Raw genomic sequence first — 21,431 nt, 5'->3', positions numbered from 1 at the left:
GCCCACCGGCTGGGGTGCCGGCGGGCGGGTTGTTCTGTTCGTGGTGGAGGTGGCGAGAGTTGAACTCGCGTCCAAATACGTTAAACACAGCGTTACTACAGGTTTAGTCGACTGTTGTACCTTGCGCTCGGCCGGGAGTCGACGCCCCGCTCTGCACGATTTCCCGTTTGGTACTCTCTGGCAAGGAACGGGAACGGCCCTCGCCTTCGAGACCCCTATAGACGCGCCCCTGACGGACCCAGGGATGGACGGCCCGGAGGAACGCTAGCCGCGCTTAGGCAGCTAGAGCGTAATTGTTATTGGCTTGTTTTTTTGTGACAGATGTTTAAAGAGGCCAACTGTCGTCCTCTACCTGCAACCCTGCACCTCACGTATCTGTCGAACCCCAGCACCCCCACGTGTAGGAGATGTCACAAATTAATTATACCACAGATTGCCCACGCGTTCTCGAAGATCACAGTCGCTCATTCGGCAGGCTAGAAAGCCGACGACAGGCGCCACGCTCCTTTTCCTGTCCGCTTGATCAAGTACATCGCTTCGTCGGCGCGGCTGATCAACTCCTGGCTGCTGTGCCCGTGCTCCGGGAACAGAGCGACACCGACCGACACGCTGACTAAAATCGTGCCTTCTGTGATCGTGAACGGTTCATCGAACGATGAGACGACCTTGTCCGCCATCGACGCAATGCTTGCCATATCCTTCACGCCGGGCGCAGCGACGACGAACTCGTCTCCCCCGACGCGTGCGACGTAGTCCCCGTCTCGAAAGACAGAGAGCAGACGCTCCGCAACAGCCACAAGAACTCGGTCGCCGGCATCATGCCCGTACGCGTCGTTCACCCTCTTGAAATCGTCGAGGTCGACGAAGAACACAGCGATGCTGTTGTCTTCAAGTGTCGCCAACCGAATGTTCTCGTCGAGGATTCTCTCGAGAAAGCGCCTGTTGGAAAGTCCTGTCAGACTGTCGTGCTCGGCCAGCCAGGAAGATGCGAGAGCGGCCTTCTCGACCTGCTCTTTTTCTCCACATATGGTTTGATTCATCTCATTCAACCGGATCATGATGCGTGCGTTCTCGACAGCAATCGCCGTAAATGAGGCGATAGCCTCGAGCATCTCGATGGTATCGTCCGAATATGCGTGGTCTCTAGCGCTCTGCACCGTCATCACGCCAACAATGTCATTCTCCCTGAACAATGGAAGATACAGGATTGTCTCCGACCTGACCGGCACCGACCCAAACGTAATGGTTGGCTTGTCGCCGAGCGCTGACCGCGCCTCATCTGACGTTGCATAGTAGAGGATACGCTTCTCCCGCACGCAGAGCGCAGCGAGACTGGACTCGTCGCTCAGAAAGACCGACGATGCCTTCTGCAGGACACCAGACTCGATCAATCCAGGAAACTCGATCTCCCCCGAATCGGGGCTGTAGATGCCAAATCCCAGCGACTTGAGGTCGATAGACGCTGAGAGTTCACTCCACATCCGCATGAGGATGTCTCTGGGTTCGAGGCTCTGCGTGAGACTCCGCCCGATACGCGTCACGATCCGGAGACGCTCGTTTGCGGATTCGAGCCCTTCGCGCCGGACCTTCTCAACTTCAGCTTCGCGCTTCACTTTCTCAAGCCGATATCCTGCAGCCAGCTCGGCCAGCATCCTGGCCGCTTCCGAACTCGACCATGCATGTGCCGCTTCGACCGATTTCTGGAGGTCGCGATAGGCCTCGTCGAAGCGATTCATGGCGGCTTTGGCCGTGGAGAGCGACTCGAGAGCAGGAGGAAGCAGGTCTCCCATCTTGTGGCTGTCGGCTACCTCGACCGCCAGTTCAAAGTGACGGGTTGCCTCTTCCAGACGTCCGAGACTCAGTTCGATGCGTCCGCAGGCAAGCAGTGAGCCAACCTCCTGCAGGGCGAAACCGCAACCCCTGCTCAGCCGGAGAGCTTCTTCAATGACAGCGAGAGCTTCGGCTTCGTGACCACGACCCGCCAGAATGGAGCTGAGACGAACGCGCGCCTCCACCTCGGAGACCGTATTGCCAACCCTCGTAGCAGTCTCGAGACTTCGGCGGTAGGACCGTTCTGCGTCCTCCATCAGACCGCTCTTCGATTGCGCTTCTGCGAGGTTGTAGTAGGTGTCGATGGCATATCTGCTGTCGCCGGCCATGTCATTCTGAATGAGCCCCTCGGCCTCCGACTCAAAGGACAGTGCCTGGGCGGTATCCCCCATCAGAAGAGAGACCTCCCCGAGGTTGACGAGGAAACGGCCAATATCGCTCTTTAGACCCATTTCCCTGGCCTTCTTCAGGCCCTCAGCGAACTGCTCGATGGCATCGTGGTACCGTCCGAGTCGCGAGAAGATCGCCCCATATCCATTGCGGAACTTGATTGCAAGGTTCGGGAGATTGTGCTCCTGGGCAATCTGGTCTCCATGCTCGAATTCTTCCATGGCGCTGTCATACTCGCTGAGGTTGTAGAAACAGAAGCCCGCAAGGTACCGGGACAAGCCCTGCCAATATGGACTCTTCGCATCTCCGGCTTTCGCGTAGATCTCGTCTGCCATGACTTTCGCGGCGTGGGCATCCCTGTCAGACAATGCAAAGGCCTTGTCATACAGCCCCTGCAGTCCTTCCTGCAGAGAGTCCCCGAGACTGCTTCCGTCACATTCCACGTACTCACCCGCATCCGTTTTCATCGCCACAGTATATCGCGTTTTCTCCACCATTCTGCCGCAGGGCCTAGGTCCCCGCCTTCGCGGGGACGGCGGAGGCAAGGCTATGGCCTGAGGTTCCTTGCGATGGCGCAGACCTCCGCCGGGTCCTGCAGGGTATGCAGTCCCATGCCCACCAGATCGGCCCCGGCGCACCGGAACTCCAACACATCATCGGCAGTCCACGCTCCGCCCATCCCGATGATGGGGAGGTGTGTCAGGGAACGGACAACCAGGAGCTTGGCGAGGGTCAGAGGCTTGAGCGCAGGGCCCGAGAACCCTCCGGTGACCCGGGCAAGGAACGGCTTCCCTGTCGCCACATCGAAGCGCGCGGCCTGGGGACAGTTGAACAGTGTGAGAACGTCGACGCCTGCCTGCTCGCATGCGTGCACGATCCCCAGCACATCGGGGACCTCGAAGGGCAGCTTGGCGGCGATAGGCCTGTCCGGGAAGGCGTGGCGCACCGCCATCACCACATCACGGATGGCTTGTGGATTGGTCCCGATGACACCACACGACGCTTCCACGTTGGGACAGGAGAGATTGAGCTCGAGAAGGTCGAACCCCTCGACGCCGGCAAGCGTCCGCGCCATGTCCTCAAACTCGTTTACGGTCTCGCCCGCGATCGAGAGAAACAGATGTGTCGGAAACGGCATCAGCGTCGGGTACACCGTGTCCAGGAACGCCGCGATCCCAGGGTTCTGCAACCCGATGGAGTTGATGAGACCGAACCCGGTGTCCACCAGACGTGGCGGCGGATTGCCGATGCGGGCAAGGGGCGTGACTGTCTTGGGCGTGAACGCGCCCAGGGCCGTAAGGTCGTAGTGTTCGCGCAGCTCGGTCCCGAAACCACCGGGACCTGCAGGGATGATGACCGGACTCACGAAATCGAGACCGGCAACAGAAACTGTCAGTCCTGCCATGTCCACGACACCTCCCCCTCGGGGAACACCGGCCCGTCGGAGCAGACCAGTGCCACACTGCCGTCTCGCCTGCGGACAGGGCAGCCCTTGCACAACCCCTCGCCACATGCCATGCGCTCCTCCAGGGAGACCCAGATGGGACCGTCTTGGTAGCCGTCTGCAAGCACGCGCAGCATGGGTGATGGACCGCAGGCGAACACCGGACCTGCACAGCGGTCTGCCAGAAATGCATCGGTCACGAACTGCGGGTTCACCGTGACCACCGTCCCGGCCGGGAGGAGGGGGGCCAGGAAGGCCTGTTCTGCAGCACTCGCGACCCCGGCGTAGAACCCGGCCACCGGGCGTGTCGCCGCCACGAACAACAGCGGTGCCACACCACACCCTCCCCCGACAAGGAGCGGCGCGGATAAGTCAGGAAACCCGTTGCCCAGCGGCCCCTTGATCTGAACCGTCGCGCCCGGCTGAAGCCGCAGGAGCTGATCCCACAGCAGTCCTTTGCGCCGGATGAGGAAGCTCGTCGTGCCGGCCTCGCGGTCCTGCGCGCAGATCGAGAATGGACGGGGGACGACAGGCCAGTCCCCCACCTTGAGCATCACAAACTGGCCGGGACGCGCGCCCACGCGCCAGTCCACTGCAATCAGCAGCAGAGAACGGTCAGCGGAAAACGACATCCGCCGGACAATAACGTCTGTCACGCGATCCTCAGATGTTCATGATGAGCCGACTCTTGGTCTCCATCTCCTCCGTGTGGGGGCCGTAGGAGATGTACGTGATGGGCACGCCGACCTGTTCTTCGATGAAGGTCATGTACTTGAGGAAGTTGACGTCATCCGTCGTGCGCCAGCCAGGCAACTCCTGATAGGCGGGTTCGGCGACGAAGAAGTCATGTGAGGTCGATGGGACGTCGCGCACGACCCCGCCGATACGGTAGCCGGTGCACACCCGGACGGTCTTCAGCCCATTGAGCACGTCGGCCTTGGTGATGACAAAACTGGTGAGTCCCGACCGGATGGCGGCATACCGCAACGCCGGCAGATCCAGCCACCCAACACGGCGTGGGCGGCCGGTCGTGGCGCCGTATTCCTTTCCCCGCTCGCGAATGCCCTGTGCCACGTCCGTATTGTCCTCACTGGGAAACGGCCCCTCTCCCACACGGGTCGTGTATGCCTTGAGGACGCCGGCCACGTCGTCCAGCTCGAAGGTGGAGAACCCGACCGACGAGACACCGTGGGCCATGCAGGACCCCGAGGTGACAAACGGATACGTCCCGAAGTCCAAGTCGAGCAGGACCCCCTGCGCTCCTTCGAACAATACCGACGTACTGCGGAAGATGTGCGCCATGTCGACCGCCCCGGTAACCTGAACTCCCAGCTCCAGCAACCGGTCCCGTTGACGCATGAGGAGGCCGGAAAGCTCTGCGGGTGGCATGGAAAGCTGGCCCCGGTACAGGTTCTGCTTGATCGTCCAGGAGTTCTCCAGACGTTCCATCAGCATCTTCTCATCAAACAGATGACACAGCTTGATGCCTTCGCGCGACGCCTTGTCGGTGTAGGCTGGTCCGATGCCGCGGCCCGTCGTGCCGATGGGCTCAGCGCGCATCGCTTCCAGCAGCTGGTCCTGCTGCTTGTGCCAGGGCAGGACTAGGAAGACTTCGGGGTCGACGGCGAACCGGGCGCCTACGCCAGGGAAATCCTTTGCCAGCACCTCAAGCTCCGCCACAAGTTGCTCCAGATCGACGACCATGCCGGCCCCAAGAAAACCGCGGCCTGCTCCGTCGGGCAGGATGCATGGCAACAGGTGATTGATGTACTTCTTGTCCTTGACATAGATAGTATGGCCTGCGTTGGCGCCTCCTGCGAAGCGGACAATCCAATCGAAGTCCTTGGCGAAATAGTTGACGACCTTGCCCTTGCCTTCGTCACCCCACTGGGCGCCGACCACTGCGACACGTTTCATGATTGTTCCTCCTTTGCATTGTCCAAGCCGAACCGCGCATAGACGGGGCCGATGTTCCTCAGGTAGTACTGCGGGTCAAAGAGCGCATCCAGTTCTGCCGGTGTCATCAGCGTGGTGATGCGTGGTTCCGCCAGGCAGAGCTCGTGAAAGTCCGCGCCGCCGTTCCATGCCGTCAGCGCCAGACGCTGTACGAGCGCGTATGCGTCCTCGCGACTCATCCCGCCACGCACCAGCGCCAGCATGACACGCTGCGAATAGACGAGACCATGCGACGCAGCAAACGTCGCCTGCATCGCCTCAGCATCCACGACGAGCCCACGCATCAGCCAGATGACGCGATCGAGCATGTAGTAGGCGGTCATGACTCCGTCGGGCAGGATGACCCGCTCCACCGACGAGTGTGAGATGTCACGCTCCTGCCAGAGTGCCACGTCCTCAAAGGCCGCCGTCATGTAGCCCCTCAGCAGACGCGCCATGCCACAGAGGCGCTCACAGACGATGGGGTTCTTCTTGTGGGGCATGGCGGACGAACCCCGTTGGCCGACCTTAAACGGTTCCTGCGCCTCGCGCACTTCGGTGCGCTGCAGAAGCCGGACCTCAGTCGCCATGCGCTCGACCTGGGCGCCCACCAGGGCGAGAGCAGCCATAAATGCCGCGTGCTGGTCGCGCGGGACAATCTGGGTAGAGCATTTCGCCCGCCGCAGCCCCAGGCTCTTGAGAGCAATGTCCTCAACACGCGGGTCAATGTTGGCATAGTTGCCGACTGCGCCCGAAATCTTGCCACAGGCCACTCCATCTGCAGCCGCCGCCAGCCGCTCCTCGTTGCGTTCCGTCTCGGCGAGCCAGGACAGGAACTTGAGTCCGAAGGAAGTCGGTTCGGCGTGGACGCCGTGCGTACGGCCAACCGTCACCGTCGTCCGGAAGCGCGATGCCTGCCCGGCCAGGACGCTCCTCAGTTCGCCCAGCTGGGCAAGGACGAGCTGGCCCGACCGCTTGAGCGCAATGCCCAGCGCCGTGTCCACGACGTCCGATGAAGTCATCCCCAGGTGAAAGAACCGGGCGTCGTCCCCCATGTCACGGGTGGCCGACTTGATAAACGCGATGACGTCGTGGTCGACGGTCGCCTCGATAGCGTGGATGTCCTCCACGTCGAGCACTGCCGCGTCCCGGACGCGCTTTGCTGTTCCGGCAGGCGCCACACCTAGTTCCTCATACGCTGCAGTGACCGCGCATTCGACCTCAAGCCAGCGCTCGTATTGCGCCTGCTCGGTCCAGAGGTCCCGGACCGGCGGAAGTGCATACCGTTCGATCATGTCTGCTCACCTTCCCTTGTTGCGTCCATTCCGGACGCGATATCTGTGCGCCACTGCGCGCCCTCAAAGTGGATGGTGCTGACGCCCGCATATGCCCGCGTGCGCGCTTCGGCCATGGTCGCGCCGATGGCCGTGACCCCCAGCACCCGGCCTCCCGCTGTCACCAGTCGACCATCCTGCTGCCGTGTCCCGCCGTGAAACACCAGGACGTCCTGCGGAACTGTGTCCAGGCCACGTATGGTCATGCCCGTGACCGGCGCCGCCGGGTACCCCCGGGAGACCATCTGGACGCAGACAACTGTCTCGTCCCGCCATTCCAGCCGCGCATCCGCCAGGCGTCCCTCAGCGCACGCCACCAGCGCCGGCACCAAGTCCCCTTGGATCCTCGGCATGAGGACCTGGGTCTCCGGGTCGCCGAACCGACAGTTGAACTCCAGAACCTTGAGACCCTCCCGCGTCACCATGCAACCCACATACAGGACTCCGCGGTAGTCGATCTGCTCGTCCGCGAGTCCTGCGAGCACGCCCAGCGCAATATGCTCATACGCGTCACGCTGGACCGCAGACGTCACGTCCGGCACCGAAGAGAAGCTGCCCATGCCACCCGTGTTGAGTCCCATGTCGCCGTCCCCTGCGCGCTTGTAGTCGCGCGCGGGTGCGAACGGCACGACAGTCTTCCCATCACAGAGGAACAGCAGGGAACACTCGCGACCCCTGAGAAACTCCTCGAGCAGCAACGGACCTCGGCCAGCCAGACTCTGGACGGCCGTCACTGCCTCCCCCTGGGTTGTCGCGATGATGACCCCCTTGCCGGCGGCCAAGCCGTCCGCCTTCACGACGACCGGAAACCCCAGGTCACCCATGTGCGCCAGCGCAGCCCCCGCATCTTCGCAACGGATTCCACGAGCGGTCGGGATCTCGTGTCGTTCGCAGAATCCCTTGGCGAAGGATTTGCTCCCTTCGAGCCGTGCCCCCGCTCCTCCTGGACCAACGACCAGCAGACCCCGAGCGCGAAGGACGTCGGCAATGCCCTTCGTGAGTGGCTCCTCCGGCCCGACGATCACCAGGCCGACCCCGTGCTGCAGGGCAAACTCGGCCAGCCCGGTCGTGTCGTCCGAATGCAGCGGGACACAGGTCGCACATGTGGCGATACCCGCGTTGCCGGGTGCCACCCAGACACGTTCTACCAGGGGACTCTGGCGGATCTTCCATGCCAGCGCATGTTCCCTTCCACCACTGCCAACGATGAGGATATCCATGGGCCCAGCCTAGTGCTGGAAGTGCCGCATATCTGTGAACAGCATCGCGATGCCGGCCTCGTCTGCAGCCGCGATCGATTCCGCGTCCCTGACGGATCCCCCAGGCTGGATGATGGCACGGATTCCTGCAGCGGCCGCTGCCTGGACAGAATCCGCGAAGGGGAAGAACCCGTCTGAAGCCAGCACCGCCCCCAGGGGAGGAGTCGTCGCCTGGCGAATAGCGTTCTGCAATGCCCAGATGCGATTCGTTTGACCACCGCCGACGCCGATCGTCCCCTCACCTTTGACCAGGACGATGGCATTGGACCTGACGTGTTTCACGACCCGCCAGGCAAGCAGGAGGTCCGCCTGTTCCTCAGCGGTCGGTCGACTCACAGTAACAACCCTCGGTTCGTCCTTCAGCAGCAGCGCGTCCCGGTTCTGCACCAGGAGCCCGCCACATACGTCACGCAGCGCAACCTCGTCCTGTCCCAGCGTAGCCGCGGTCACTTGCAGAACCCGCAGATTCTTCTTCCGCCGCAGGATGTCGAGCGCGCCCTCTGTGTACCCCGGGGCAAGGATGATCTCGAGGAACAGCTCGGCCATCTCCGCGGCCAGCGGAGCTTCAACCGTCCCATTCGCTACGACGACACCTCCGAAGATCGAGACCGGGTCTCCGTCCCGGGCTTTCCTCCAGGCCGTCATCAGGTCAGGACCCGTGCCGACGCCGCACGGGATGCCGTGCTTGACGGCGACGACGGTCGGCATATCCTTGGAAAACTCGGTGAGACAGGCGAGCGCCGCGTCCGCATCGCCGATGTTGTTGAAGGAAAGCTCCTTGCCGTTCAGCTGCTGTGCCGCGGTCACTGATCCGGCTGCGGGGATGGGGTCCACGTAGAGGGCGGCTGCCTGATGTGGGTTCTCGCCGTACCTGAGTTCCTGCCGGCGGTCCCAGGTCAGCGTGAGCTGCTCCGGGAAGCGGACGCCCAGCTGCCCCCCGAACCACCCCGCAATGAAGGCGTCGTACGCGGCTGTATGCCGGAACGCGCGGGCGGCCAGCTCACGCCGTGTCGCTTCGCTGATATCGCCGTCCCGTTCGAATTCCGCCAGGACACGGTCATAGTCGGCGGGGTCCACGACGACTGTCACGGCCGCGCTATTCTTGGCCGCCGCGCGGATGAGCGACGGTCCGCCGATGTCCACCTGTTCCACGGCTTCGTCCCACGTGACGCCGGGGCGCTCGACCGTCTGACGGAACGGATAAAGGTTCACCACGACGAGGTCCACGGGGACCACACCGAGTTTCGCGATCTGCTCCATGTGCGCGGGTATGTCCCTGCGCGCAAGGATGCCGGCATGCACCGCCGGGTGCAGGGTCTTGACGCGCCCGTCCAGGCACTCGGGAAAACCGGTCACGTCACTGACCGCCGTCACCGGGACCCCTTCCGCCGCAAGACTGGCGGCAGTCCCGCCGGTACTCACGATCTCCCATCCCATGCTCACGAGACGCCGGGCCAGGTCAACCACGCCCGTCTTGTCTGACACACTGATGATTGCGCGTCGTTTCATTTCTTCCCCTCCCCCATGATATGAACCTGCCGCCCCTGAACGGACAGTCGACCACTGCAGTACAGTGCCACGGCCTCTGGCAGCAGCCGGTGCTCGACGACCAGCACGCGCGCGGCCAATGTCGCCACGTCGTCCGTATCGAGCACATCCACCGCCTCTTGCAGGATGATGGGGCCCGAGTCGGTTCCTTCGTCGACGAAGTGCACGGTCACCCCAGTCAGTTTCGCCCCGGCGTCCAGCACGGCCTGATGCACGCGCTCTCCATAGAAACCATGTCCACAGAACGCTGGGATCAGCGACGGATGGACGTTGATGATGCGGTTCCGATACGTCGTCACCGTCGCGCCGTCCACCATGCTCAGATAGCCCGCGAGGACGACGAGGTCCACCCGGTGCTCCGCCAGAGCGGCTGCGAGAGCGGTGTCGTACGCAGCCCGTCTACATGCCCGCCTGTCGATCAACAGTGCCGTGACACCATGGCGGCGGGCCCGATCCAGCCCCGGCGCGGGCCTGTCCGCAATGACGACAGCCACGGTGGCATCCGGTATCTGTCCCTGTTCCACCGCCGTCATGACCGCCTCACAGTCGGTACCGTTGCCCGACGCCAGAATGGCGATGCGTGTCATCGGCACAGCTCCACGCCTGGTTCCCCGGGGACGATGCGGCCCACGGCACGCGCCCCTTCGCCGGTAAGAGCCTTGACGACGCCGTCCACGGAGGCCTCCGGCACGATGAACACAAACCCCAGACCCATGTTCAACGTCTGGTAGCACTCCTGCTCCTCGAGCTTGCCCAGTCGCGTCAGCCAGTCGAACACGGGAGGCGCCTGCCAGGCACGGATGTCCAGTTCCACCCGCAGCCCTTGCGGTACGACGCGTGGGATGTTGCCCGGGAGTCCGCCCCCGGTGATGTGCGCCATCCCTCCGACAGGGGCTGCTGCGCGGGCGCGCGCCGCCGCGTCCACGTAGATGATCGTCGGCTGGAGCAGTTCCTCTCCAATTGTACGACCGAGCTCGGGCACATACGTGCCGACGTCCAGAAGGTGCTGGTCGAACACGATGTGGCGCACGAGCGAAAAGCCGTTGCTGTGCAGTCCCGACGAGGGGAGACCGACCAAGATATCACCTGCACGCACCGTGTGTCCGTCGACGATATGACCTCGGTCGACCAGTCCCACACAGAACCCGGCAAGGTCGTACTCGTCGACAGGATAGAAGCCCGGCATCTCGGCCGTCTCGCCGCCCACGAGCGCGCAGTGCGCCTGGCAACAGCCTGCCGCCACCCCTCCCACGACCTCGGCGACGCGCTCCGGCACCAGCCGGCCAAGGGCGATGTAGTCCAGGAAGAACAGCGGGTCGGCCCCCATTGCTGCCACGTCGTTGGCACACATCGCGACACAGTCGATCCCCACCGTGTCATGGCGGCCGGTCATGAAGGCGATCTTGAGCTTGGTCCCCACCCCATCGGTCCCCGAGACGAGGACTGGTTCGGCGACCCCTGTCAGATTGGGCTGGAAGCAGCCCCCGAACCCGCCGATGTCCCCCAGGACACCGGGCGTCACTGTCGAGGCGACGGCCGTCCGCATCAGCTCGACCGCCCGGTCGCCCGCAGTGATATCCACGCCCGCCTGCTGATAGCTATCCCGTTGCATGCGCCACCTCCGCCTGTTCAAGGCTCAACTTGTTTCCCTCGTCGGGGACCTCCATGGGATACTCGCCGCTGAAACATGCATCACAGCTCCCCTTGCCCCCGACTGCTTCCCGCAGACCCCTGATGCTCAGGTACTGGAGCGAGTCCGCGTTTACCCGCCCGCAGATCGCGGCTGGATCCAGGCTGGCGGCGATCAGTTCGCCGCGTGACGGCGTGTCGATGCCGAAGTGGCACGGACACACGACTGGCGGAGACGCCACACGCAGGTGAATCTCCGCAGCCCCCGCCGTACGCAGTTTCCGGATGAGCCGCAGGATGGTTGTCCCTCGCACGATGGAATCGTCGACCAGCACGACCCGCTTGCCACGGACGACATCCACAAGGACACTGAGCTTGAGGTCGACCCCCGTCGCCCGCAGCGACTGTTCGGGCTGGATGAACGTCCGCCCGACGTACCTGTTTTTCACGAACCCCTCGGCAAAGGGGATCCCTGACGTCTCGGCATACCCTACGGCCGCCGATATGCCTGAATCAGGCACCGGCACGACAATGTCGGCACACGCCGGCGCCTGGCGGGCCAGCAGACTGCCCGCACGCTTGCGCACAATGTACATCGTATTAGCCCCCATCACGCTGTCGGGACGCCCGAAGTAGATGAACTCAAAGATGCACAGGCGCTCCGGCCGCGCCAGTCCCGACGGGTGACTCGTCACCCCGCCGCAACTCAACGTCACGACCTCGCCCGGCTCCACGTCCCGGACGAGTGTCCCTCCGACAGCGTCGAAGGCGCAGCTCTCGGAGGCCAGCATCCAGCAGTCTTCGCCGCGCCCGATGCTCAGGGGGCGGATACCGTCGGGATCGCGCACGCCGATAAGCGTGTCCGGGGTCATGATGACCAGGGCGTAAGCTCCACATACGACACACATGGCATTGTGGACAGCGTCCACAATGTTCCCCGTGTCGGCGCGCGCTACCAGGTTGGCGAAGAGTTCGCTGTCGATGGACGTCTGGAAGATGACCCCTTCCTGCTCCAGCGTTGCGCGCAGGGATGGGGCATTGACGAGGTTGCCGTTGTGGGAAAGGGCCAGCGCCCCGCCACGGTAACGCACGACGAGTGGCTGCGCATTGACGACCAGGCTCCGTCCACTGGTCGAGTACCGGACATGTCCGCATGCCATCGTCCCGGGCAGTGTCGCAAGACGCTTCTCGTCGAAGACCTCCGACACCAGCCCCATGGCCTTGTGGTGAAGGATCTCGTTCGCCGTGCTGACGGCGATCCCCGCACTCTCCTGACCCCGGTGCTGCAAGGCATAGAGACCATAGTAGGTGGCATGGGCGGCGCGGGTCTGCGGACCGCCGACAATACCAAACACTCCGCATTCCTCCTGCAGACCGGTCATGTCTCTCATACGCTCATCACCCGCGGCAGTGAGCCGCTCCAGGCCGCCGCCAGAGCTGCGACCGGCACTTGGATGAGTGGTTTGCCTGAGACACTGATGTTCAGCAATGTTCCACCTGTCGTCCCCAGCACTGTGAGCGGGACCCCCGTCTCGCGGGCCATATGCACAAGTGCTTGCGGGTCGCCGGCGCCGACGGTGACGACAATCCGCGACGGCGCCTCGCCGAAGAGAAGAGCATCGGAACGTATCCCGGCCGGCAGGGAGAGGTCGGCCCCCGTCCGCCCACTGATGCAGGACTCGGCAAGCGTCACCGCGAGGCCTCCATCGCTCACGTCATGCGCCGACTGGATCAACCCACGGCGTATCCCAGCCAGACACAGCTCCTGGACTGCTTTCTCGCGCTCCAGATCGAGCAGTGGAACATGCCCGGCCGTCCTGCCCGTCGCCAGCCGGACGTACTCACTGCCGCCCAACTCATCCGTATTCACACCCAGCAGAACCACGACACTGCCCGGTTCGCCAAACCCCTGCCGGCAGATGTGGCCAAGGTCTTCGAGGACGCCGACCATGCCGACGACAGGCGTGGGTACAATCGTTGACGCTCCTGTTTCGTTGTAGAAGCTGACGTTGCCACCGATCACGGGGATCCCCAGCTTCCGACAGGCGTCGCTCATGCCGACGACCGCCTGGCTGAACTGCCAGAACACCTCCGGCTTCTCGGGATTGCCGAAGTTGAGACAGTCTGTGAGGGCCAGCGGCCTTGCACCGCTGCACACCAGGTTCCGTGCCGCCTCGGCGACTGCCATGGCCGCGCCCGTTGCCGGGTCCAGCAGGCACATCCGCCCCGGCCCGTCGATCGTCAGAGCGATGCCGCGGTCTGTCCCGTCCACACGCAGGACAGCCGCATCGGAGCCGGGACCCACGACGGTACTCGTGCGCACGACGCTGTCGTACTGGCGGTAGACCCATTCCTTGCTGGCAATCGTCGGTGTCCCCAGCAGCGCCGTCAACGTGCCGGTCCAGTCGTCCTGCTGCTGCAAGCTCGTCACGTCCAGGTCGAGCAGGTCGTCCTGCCATGCCGGACGCACCGCCTCGGGATGCCGGAGAGGCGCCTGTTCCGCCAGCGCCTTGGCAGGGATCCGTCCCACGATGGCGCCTCCGTCGCGGATGGTCAGCATGCCATCGTCCGTGACCAGTCCGATGACCGCGGCGTTCAGGCCCCACTTGTCGAAGATGCGCTGTACTTCTTCTTCGCCCCCCTGGCGTGCAATGACCAGCATGCGCTCCTGCGATTCCGAGATCATGACCTCGGCGGGGACCATCCCGTCCTCGCGGCGCGGTACCAGGGCAACGTCCAGATCGATCCCCACGCCGCCCCGAGCCGCTGTTTCGCAGCTTGCCGATGTCAGTCCTGCTGCACCGAGGTCTTGGATGCCGACCACCGCGTCCGTCCGGAACAGTTCCAGGCATGCCTCCAGCAACAGCTTCTCGAGGAACGGGTCTCCCACCTGAACGGCGGACTTGCGTTCCTGCGAAGCGGCTGTTAGGTCCACCGAGGCGAAGCTGGCGCCGCCTATGCCGTCGCGGCCGGTCGTGGCGCCGACGAGGATGACGGGGTTGCCGACCCCTGTGGCTGCGCCGCGCTTGATGTCACCGTGCCTGATGATCCCCACGCACATCGCGTTCACCAGGCAATTGCCTGCGTAGGAGTCATCGAACCCAACCTCTCCCGCCACCGTCGGAATGCCCATGCAGTTGTCATAGTCGCCGATCCCCTTCACAACGCCCCTGAACAGTGAGCGCTGCCGCGCCTCCCCAAGGTCGCCGAACCGTAGCGAGTCTAGCATGGCAACGGGCCGTGCTCCCATCGTGAAGATGTCCCGGATGATGCCGCCCGAACCGGTGGCCGCCCCCTGGTACGGTTCGACCGCAGAGGGGTGGTTGTGGCTTTCGACCTTCATGACGACCGCCAGCCCGTCTCCGATATCGACGATGCCGGCGTTCTCGCCGGGCCCCTGAAGCACGGCAGATCCCGTCGTGGGAAAGAGGCGCAGCAAAGGGCGCGACGTCTTGTAGCTGCAATGCTCGCTCCACATGACGCCGAAAAGGTCTAGCTCCAGTTCTCCGGGTTCGCGCCCGACGAGTTCGACGATGCGCGCGTACTCCGTGTCCGTGAGACCGACGCGTGCAGCCCGTTCAGCACCGGCAAGTCTCATTCTGCCTCCTTTCGAGTTCCTGGACCATGGACTGCAGGATGTACAGACCGTCAGTCCCGCCCAGCAGCTCCGCCGCCGCCCGCTCGGGATGCGGCATCATGCCGGCCACATTGCCCTGCTCGTTGATGACGCCCGCAATGTTAGCGACGGAGCCGTTCGGGTTGTGCTGCTCGTCCGCCGTGCCATCCGGGGCGCAATAGCGGAGGATCACCTGTCCCCGCCGTTCCATGACAGCCAGCGTCGCCGCGTCCACGGCATAGTTGCCGTCGCCATGGGCAATGGGAAGCCGGAGCACCTGCCCAGCCTGGCAGCGGCGTGTGAACACTGTGTCCGCATTCTCGACACGCACCGGTACGGTGTCACAGATGAAGGTCAGGTCACGGTTGCACAGCAAGGCGCCCGGCAGCAGCCCCGCTTCGGTGAGCAGCTGGAAGCCGTTGCAGATACCCAGGACCATGCCTCCCTGACCGGCAAACCGGACAACCTCCTCCATGAGCGGCGCGAACCGCGCGATGGCTCCCGGTCTCAGGTAGTCGCCGTACGAGAAGCCGCCCGGCAGGATCACACCGTCGAAGCCGGACAGGTCCGTCTCGCGGTGCCAGAGATAGGCGACAGTCCTGCCAAGGACGTCATGAAGAGCACGGTACGCGTCCACGTCGCAGTTGGAGCCAGGGAAGACGGCAACCGCAAACCTCATGCGTCCTCGCCTTCGATGCTGCAGGAATACGCCTCGACGACCGTATTGGCGAGAAGCTGTTCACTCATGCGCGTGAGTGCTGCAAGTGCTGCCGTGCGGTCGCCCGCCGGAAGCTCCAGGTCGATGACCTTGCCGATACGGACCGAACTGACATCGGTGAACCCGAGCGCGTGGAGTGCCTGCTCCACGGCCGTCCCCTGAGGGTCGGCGATGCCCTTCTTTGGGGTGACCAGGACGCGGGCCTTCATTGCCCCCTCCCGGTCAGCAGGCGCCCGAGGACCTCATGATAGCCCTCCTCGACCGCACCCAGGTTGCGACGAAAGCGGTCCTTGTCCAGTTTCTTCCCCGTCGCGCTGTCCCAGAAGCGGCAGGTATCCGGCGAGATCTCGTCTGCAAGGAGGATCACCCCGTCTGCACGCCCGAACTCCAGCTTGAAGTCGACCAGAGTGATGCCGGCGGCGGCAAAGCGCTCCTGAAGCAGTCCGTTCACTTCCAGCGCCAGCCGTCGGAGGGCCGCCACTTCGGCGTCCGTGGCCGCGCCCAGCGCCCGGATATGGTCCTCGTTCACCAAGGGATCTCCCAGCTCATCATCCTTGAAGCTGAACTCGACGACCGGTTCAGCAAGCAGTGTCCCTTCCGCAATACCCAGACGCTTGCTCATCGACCCTGCGGCGATATTGCGCACGATCACCTCGAGCGGGATGATCTGCACCCGCCGCACGAGCATCTCCCGGTCGCTCAGACGCTGGATGAAATGATTGGCGACGCCGGCTGCCGCGAGCATGGTGAACAGGTACGAGGACATCTCATTGTTCATGATCCCCTTGTCCGCGATCGTCCCCTTCTTGACGCCGTTGAACGCCGTGGCATCGTCCTTGAACTCGATGATGCAGCGCGTCGGATCGTCCGTGCCGTACACCCGCTTGGCCTTGCCCTCGTACAACAGTTCCCTGCGTGTCATGCTGAACCTCCCTGTTCAGTCTCGACGGTACTGCAGTAGTGCTCACGGACCACCTTGTCCTTGCTGCCCACCTCGTCTGCCAGACGCCGCTTCTCCTCCACAAGCTGTGCCGCGACCCGCGCGTCCCCCAATCCCACGATCTGCAGCGCCAGCAGAGCTGCGTTCTTTGCACCATCGATACCGACCGTCGCCACTGGCACCCCGCCCGGCATCTGCACGGTGGCGAGCAGGGCGTCCAGTCCTCCCAGGCCAGGCGTACTAATGGGAATGCCGATGACCGGCAGAGTCGTGGATGCGGCCAGAGCGCCAGCCAGATGGGCGGCCTTGCCCGCTGCCGCTATGATGACTTGCACACCGCCGGAACGAGCGCCTCGGGCAAATTCCTGGGCGGCCTCGGGCGTGCGGTGCGCCGAGATGACACGTGCTTCCCAGGTGACGGGATAGGAACAGAGCAGGGCAAACGCCGGCTCCAGGACGGGCAGATCTGTATCGCTGCCCATGACGACGACAATCTGTGGCATGGTGCCTCCTCGCTGGTACGCGTTCAGGAAATGGAAAAACCCCGGTCGCCTGGATTCAGGGCAGCCGGGGTGGTATCGTCTGGTTGGTATGAGGTCGGAGTCTTTCCCCCGATGCAGGGACAGACCCCACTGTCTCATGGCAGTGGCACCTGGAGAATGCGCTGGTCTTCCAGCAGGGGATGGGGTAAGGGCGGAATTCGGGTGGCGGTGGTGGTCGCTGATTGTCGAAGTTCAGCCAAGACCATCAATCGTTCTCCCTTTGAACAGGTGGCTGGTTCTCCACCCGGAATGGTGACATTGATATCCTATCCGACGACTGGTACCTTGTCAACTCATGCCCTCCCACCGCGGCCAGGGAAGCGGTCCTCCCCGCGACAGCACCCCGGAGACCACCTCATTCTGGTGAAGACATCGTGAACAATCCACACCGGTTGTGCCTGGACCCCGCAGTCCGTCGCGTGTGAAAAAGCGCCGGACGATGAACGCCCGGCACGAAAGCACCCCTCAGAAGCGCCCCTCGCATGGAAAAAAGTGCTCGGGGGCATTGAACCAACATGCTCGGGGGGTGATCGTTGTTCAACAAGAACGAGGAAGACCGTGCCTTATGGCTTCTTCTCCTCCATCACCAGGGTTTCGATGATGTCGTCGACCTTGAAGTCATTGAAGTTCTGCAGGCCCATACCGCACTCGTAGCCCTTGAGGACTTCCTTCGCGTCTTCCTTGAAGCGCTTCAGCGAGGAGATGCTGGAGTTGGCATACACAACGACGGCGTTGCGGACAACGCGGGCCTTGGCGCCCCGGATGATCTTGCCGTCCTCCACCAGACACCCAGCGATGGCCCCGACACCGGTGATCTTGAACACGTCCTTGATGCGGGCGCGACCCTGCACGATTTCTTCGAAGACCGGCTTGATCAGTCCGGCAATCATCTTGTCGATGGAGTCGCCCAGTTCGAAGATAAGATCATAGGTGCGGATCTGAACCTTCTCGGTCGCGGCAACCTTGAGCGCTTCGGCCAGAGGGACCACGTTGAAGCCAACGATGACGGCGTTGCTGGCGGAAGCCAGCAGAACATCGGACTTTGTGATCCCGCCTGTGCCCTCGTGCAGGATCTCGAGAGGAATCGTTTTGGTCTTGACCTTCCTCAGCTCGAACTTGACGGCGTCCAGTGTGGAAAGAGCGTCGGCTTTCAGGATGAGGGTGAGCTTCTTCTTCTCCAGCGCCTCTTCTTCGTTGAACAGGTCATCCAGCGTCAGCGGCTTCTTCTGTTCCTGCGCCAGGAACGCAAGTCGCTCCTTCTGCCGCTTCTCGTCGATGATCATGCGGCACGAGTCGACGTCTTCCACCATATGGAAGACCTCACCGGCCTCGGGCAGTTCCGACAGGCCCATGACCTCGATGGGCATGAGTGCCTTCGCTTCGCGCAGGTTCGCGCCTGCCTCGTTGGTCATGCGCTTGATCTTGCCGACACAGTCTCCGACACGGATGTCGTCACCAACATAGAGTGTTCCAGTTTGCACGAGCAGGCGAGTCAGGACACCGATGTTCTTGTCGACGCGTGCCTCGATGACGGAGCCGGACGCTTCGACGGAGGACCGGGTCTTGAGTCCTGCCATCTCCGCCTGCAGGAGGATCATATCCAGCAGTTCGTCCACGCCCTTCCCGGTCTTGGCCGACACGGGAAGGAAGACGGTGTCTCCGCCCCAGTCGTCTGGCTGCAGACCGCGGTCCGCCAGCTGCTGCTTGACGCGCTCGGGATTCGCCTCGGGCTTGTCGATCTTGTTCATGGCAACGATGATCGGCACCTTGGCCGCCTTCGCGTGGTCAAGCGCCTCGAGGGTCTGTTCCTTGACACCCTCTTCGGCGGCGACGACCAGGATGACCACGTCGGTAACCTGCGAGCCCTTGAGACGCATCGAAGTGAATGCCTCGTGGCCGGGAGTATCGATGAAGATAATGGTCTTGCCCTTGACTTGGACCTCGTAGGCGCCGATCTTCTGGGTGATACCACCCTTCTCGCGGCTGGCGACGCTACTCTTGCGGATGAAATCCAGCAACGTCGTCTTGCCGTGGTCGACGTGGCCCATGACTGTCACGACAGGAGGGCGTGTCTCGAACGACTTCATGAACTTTTCCGATGACGGAACATAGTTCTCGCCGAGGATACGAGCAAGGTAATTGGCATCACCGGGGTCCAGCAGACCGCACTCGCGCACCGGGATGCCGTTCTTGAGCATCATCGTGTTGAGCTCGTGCTGCTTGAGGTCAAACTGCTTCGCGAAAGCTGTATAGGTGACAGATTCGGCAAATGCTTTGGGCTTCTCTACAATGATGACAGGCTCGACCGGTGCGGGCGTAGGTTTCTCCTTCTCCTTTTCAGGTGCGGCCTTATGGGTCGCCTTGGCTGCCTTCGGGGTCTCTTTCTTGACCTCCGACGAGGCGGCCTTCTCCTTGTCGACAATCTCCTTGACAAGGGTTGCCGTTTCTTCTTCGATCGTGCCGACGACGCCTTTCACCGGGACTCCCAGCTCAGCCAGGATCTCCAGCATGCGTGCCGACTTCAGATTCAGTTCTTTAGCGAGCTCATAGATTCGTACTTTCTTCATGCGTCTCACCTGCCTCATGGGTTGGGGCCGCTTGCGGCTGCCCTTCCTCTACCTGAACGAGTTCCACCTTCGCGTCCAATAGCCGCTCTACGAGCCGGACGTTGACCCCACCCTTACCCAGGGCGACAGGGAACGACTCGGCGGTGGCGTGCACCACAAAGGTGCCGTCCTCCGGCCTGCGTTCTGCATCCAGCACCTTGGCGGGGCTGAAGGCGTTGATTGCGTATTTTGCAGGATTTGGATCGTATCGGATGACATCGATGTGCTCAAACGCGATCTCGCGCGACACTGCGCGGATGCGTCCGCCCATCGGCCCAATGACTGCGCCCACGGGATCAATCTTGGGATCGCGGCTGAAAACGGCGACCTTTGCGCGCTGGCCCGGCTCGCGGACGATACGCTTGACCTCGACGAGGCCCGAGCCAACCTCGGGGACCTCCAGCTCCACGAGACGCTGGATGAAGTCCGGATGTGACCGCGTCAGGACCACGCGTGGTCCCTGGGCCGACTTGTCGACCGACAGGATGAGCGCCTTGGCGACACCCTGAAAGCGCAGCCGTTCTCCGGGGATCTGCTGATCCTTCGGCATGATGCCTTCGCACCGTGCAAGGTTGATCAGCAATCCCTCCTTGTTCTGGCGCAGGACCTCGCCGTTGACCAGCGTGCCCACCTGTGAGTGAAAGCGCTCAAAGACCAGATCATTTTCACGTTCCTTGATCTTGTCGTCGATGAACTTGCGGGCCTTCACGATCACCGACAGAGGCAGCTGCTCGATCTTGACCTGGATGAGCACGTCGTCCCCGGTCTTCGCCTCTGGCTCCACCTTGCGGGCGTCCTTCAGCGTGATCTCACTGTCGCTGTCCGTGACCTTGGCTACAACAGTCTTGCGCGAATAGAGCCGGACAAGGCCGGTACCCGTGTCAGCCTTCACCAGGAAGTTGTCTTTCTGGTACTGCTGCTGGTATGCCGCCTCGAAGGCTTCCTTGATCGCTGTCACAATGTATTCCCTGGAGATTCCCCGTTCCTTCTCCAGCTCGTAGATGGCACTCTGGATCTCATCCCTCACACGCACCTCCCAATATCTCGTCCCACAACGAGATCTTCGTCACCTGCCGCATGTCGAACGCGCGGTCTACGCCGAGCACAGTCACGTGCACACTGCTCCCGTCCGATGCCTCCAGAGTTCCGATGATCGGCTCCCTGGTCTCCTTCGTCGTTACGCGCACGAGCCGACCGGCGAAGAGCTCCAGCTCCCGCGCTGTCTTGAGAACGCGGTCCAATCCGGGGCTTGTCACCTCGAATGCCGGCAGATAGTCGTCGCCGTACAGCTCGATGAACGCATGGCTAATCGCCCGGCTGACGCTCTCGAGCTCATCGACCGAGATGTCTTTCCCCGGCATCATGAGCACGACGCTCACCATGCCCGGAGCGTTCTCGATAGCGACGAGCGTGGTATCGCTCTTCGCCACTTCCAGCTGCACAATATCCGCAAATCTCGTGTCCATACATCTCTCCATGTGAAGCAAAAAAGTGGCCCGCTCGCGCGCCCACTTTTCGTTTCCACCAATATGAAACGTCCGAAAGCAGGGCTTTCGGACGTCATGTCGCTCAGTTGCTTGTCACGTTCATGACATTACAAGAGACAGTATACCTATGAATGTCGGAATGACAACCTCAAT

At 62.8% G+C, this 21,431-nt stretch carries 18 protein-coding genes and 1 other RNA gene; all 19 read right to left on the bottom strand.

What is annotated here, in order from left to right:
* Window positions 1-41: 41 nt before the first annotated feature.
* Window positions 42-396: a transfer-messenger RNA gene (gene ssrA, locus C0398_01300) on the bottom strand.
* Window positions 397-476: 80 nt separating this feature from the next.
* Window positions 477-2,717 (bottom strand): hypothetical protein, encoded by a 2,241-nt coding sequence (locus C0398_01295; protein ID MBA4364627.1) that lies wholly within the window; start codon window positions 2,715-2,717, stop codon window positions 477-479.
* Window positions 2,718-2,767: 50 nt separating this feature from the next.
* Entirely contained in the window at window positions 2,768-3,733 is a 966-nt protein-coding gene (locus C0398_01290; GenBank protein MBA4364626.1) for a dihydroorotate dehydrogenase, read from the bottom strand.
* A complete protein-coding gene (locus tag C0398_01285; protein MBA4364625.1) occupies window positions 3,613-4,320 on the bottom strand; it encodes an NAD-dependent dihydroorotate dehydrogenase B electron transfer subunit in 708 nt (235 codons plus the stop codon). The genes C0398_01290 and C0398_01285 overlap by 121 nt, the downstream gene beginning before the upstream one ends.
* Before the next feature lie 7 nt (window positions 4,321-4,327).
* On the bottom strand, window positions 4,328-5,581 hold the full coding sequence (locus tag C0398_01280; GenBank protein ID MBA4364624.1) for an adenylosuccinate synthase: 1,254 nt from the start codon (window positions 5,579-5,581) through the stop codon (window positions 4,328-4,330).
* Complete coding sequence (locus C0398_01275) at window positions 5,578-6,894, bottom strand: adenylosuccinate lyase (GenBank protein MBA4364623.1); 1,317 nt, start codon at window positions 6,892-6,894, stop codon at window positions 5,578-5,580. Before C0398_01275 ends, C0398_01280 begins: the two co-directional genes overlap by 4 nt.
* A complete protein-coding gene (locus C0398_01270; protein ID MBA4364622.1) occupies window positions 6,891-8,153 on the bottom strand; it encodes a phosphoribosylamine--glycine ligase in 1,263 nt (420 codons plus the stop codon). The genes C0398_01275 and C0398_01270 overlap by 4 nt, the downstream gene beginning before the upstream one ends.
* A 9-nt stretch (window positions 8,154-8,162) precedes the next feature.
* Window positions 8,163-9,701, bottom strand: a complete 1,539-nt coding sequence (purH, locus tag C0398_01265; GenBank protein ID MBA4364621.1) for a bifunctional phosphoribosylaminoimidazolecarboxamide formyltransferase/inosine monophosphate cyclohydrolase — start codon at window positions 9,699-9,701, stop codon at window positions 8,163-8,165.
* Window positions 9,698-10,327 (bottom strand): phosphoribosylglycinamide formyltransferase, encoded by a 630-nt coding sequence (locus C0398_01260; GenBank protein ID MBA4364620.1) that lies wholly within the window; start codon window positions 10,325-10,327, stop codon window positions 9,698-9,700. The genes purH and C0398_01260 overlap by 4 nt, the downstream gene beginning before the upstream one ends.
* Entirely contained in the window at window positions 10,324-11,352 is a 1,029-nt protein-coding gene (locus C0398_01255) for a phosphoribosylformylglycinamidine cyclo-ligase (protein ID MBA4364619.1), read from the bottom strand. Before C0398_01255 ends, C0398_01260 begins: the two co-directional genes overlap by 4 nt.
* On the bottom strand, window positions 11,339-12,760 hold the full coding sequence (locus C0398_01250; GenBank protein MBA4364618.1) for an amidophosphoribosyltransferase: 1,422 nt from the start codon (window positions 12,758-12,760) through the stop codon (window positions 11,339-11,341). Before C0398_01250 ends, C0398_01255 begins: the two co-directional genes overlap by 14 nt.
* A complete protein-coding gene (locus C0398_01245; GenBank protein MBA4364617.1) occupies window positions 12,757-14,967 on the bottom strand; it encodes a phosphoribosylformylglycinamidine synthase subunit PurL in 2,211 nt (736 codons plus the stop codon). The genes C0398_01250 and C0398_01245 overlap by 4 nt, the downstream gene beginning before the upstream one ends.
* Complete coding sequence (locus C0398_01240; GenBank protein ID MBA4364616.1) at window positions 14,948-15,664, bottom strand: phosphoribosylformylglycinamidine synthase I; 717 nt, start codon at window positions 15,662-15,664, stop codon at window positions 14,948-14,950. The genes C0398_01245 and C0398_01240 overlap by 20 nt, the downstream gene beginning before the upstream one ends.
* Complete coding sequence (locus tag C0398_01235; GenBank protein ID MBA4364615.1) at window positions 15,661-15,912, bottom strand: phosphoribosylformylglycinamidine synthase; 252 nt, start codon at window positions 15,910-15,912, stop codon at window positions 15,661-15,663. Before C0398_01235 ends, C0398_01240 begins: the two co-directional genes overlap by 4 nt.
* A complete protein-coding gene (locus C0398_01230) occupies window positions 15,909-16,625 on the bottom strand; it encodes a phosphoribosylaminoimidazolesuccinocarboxamide synthase (GenBank protein ID MBA4364614.1) in 717 nt (238 codons plus the stop codon). Before C0398_01230 ends, C0398_01235 begins: the two co-directional genes overlap by 4 nt.
* The gene (gene purE, locus C0398_01225) at window positions 16,622-17,146 is read right to left on the bottom strand and encodes a 5-(carboxyamino)imidazole ribonucleotide mutase (GenBank protein ID MBA4364613.1); all 525 of its coding nucleotides are present in this window, start codon (window positions 17,144-17,146) and stop codon (window positions 16,622-16,624) included. Before purE ends, C0398_01230 begins: the two co-directional genes overlap by 4 nt.
* A 602-nt stretch (window positions 17,147-17,748) precedes the next feature.
* Window positions 17,749-19,770 (bottom strand): translation initiation factor IF-2, encoded by a 2,022-nt coding sequence (locus C0398_01220; GenBank protein MBA4364612.1) that lies wholly within the window; start codon window positions 19,768-19,770, stop codon window positions 17,749-17,751.
* On the bottom strand, window positions 19,730-20,824 hold the full coding sequence (gene nusA, locus C0398_01215) for a transcription termination factor NusA (protein MBA4364611.1): 1,095 nt from the start codon (window positions 20,822-20,824) through the stop codon (window positions 19,730-19,732). Before nusA ends, C0398_01220 begins: the two co-directional genes overlap by 41 nt.
* On the bottom strand, window positions 20,808-21,269 hold the full coding sequence (locus tag C0398_01210; protein MBA4364610.1) for a hypothetical protein: 462 nt from the start codon (window positions 21,267-21,269) through the stop codon (window positions 20,808-20,810). The genes nusA and C0398_01210 overlap by 17 nt, the downstream gene beginning before the upstream one ends.
* Between the last annotated feature and the right edge of the window lie 162 nt (window positions 21,270-21,431).

The organism is Coprothermobacter sp. (assembly GCA_013824685.1).
GTDB lineage: Bacteria > Caldisericota > Caldisericia > Cryosericales > Cryosericaceae > Cryosericum.
This window is presented reverse-complemented; position numbering and strand designations above follow the sequence as displayed.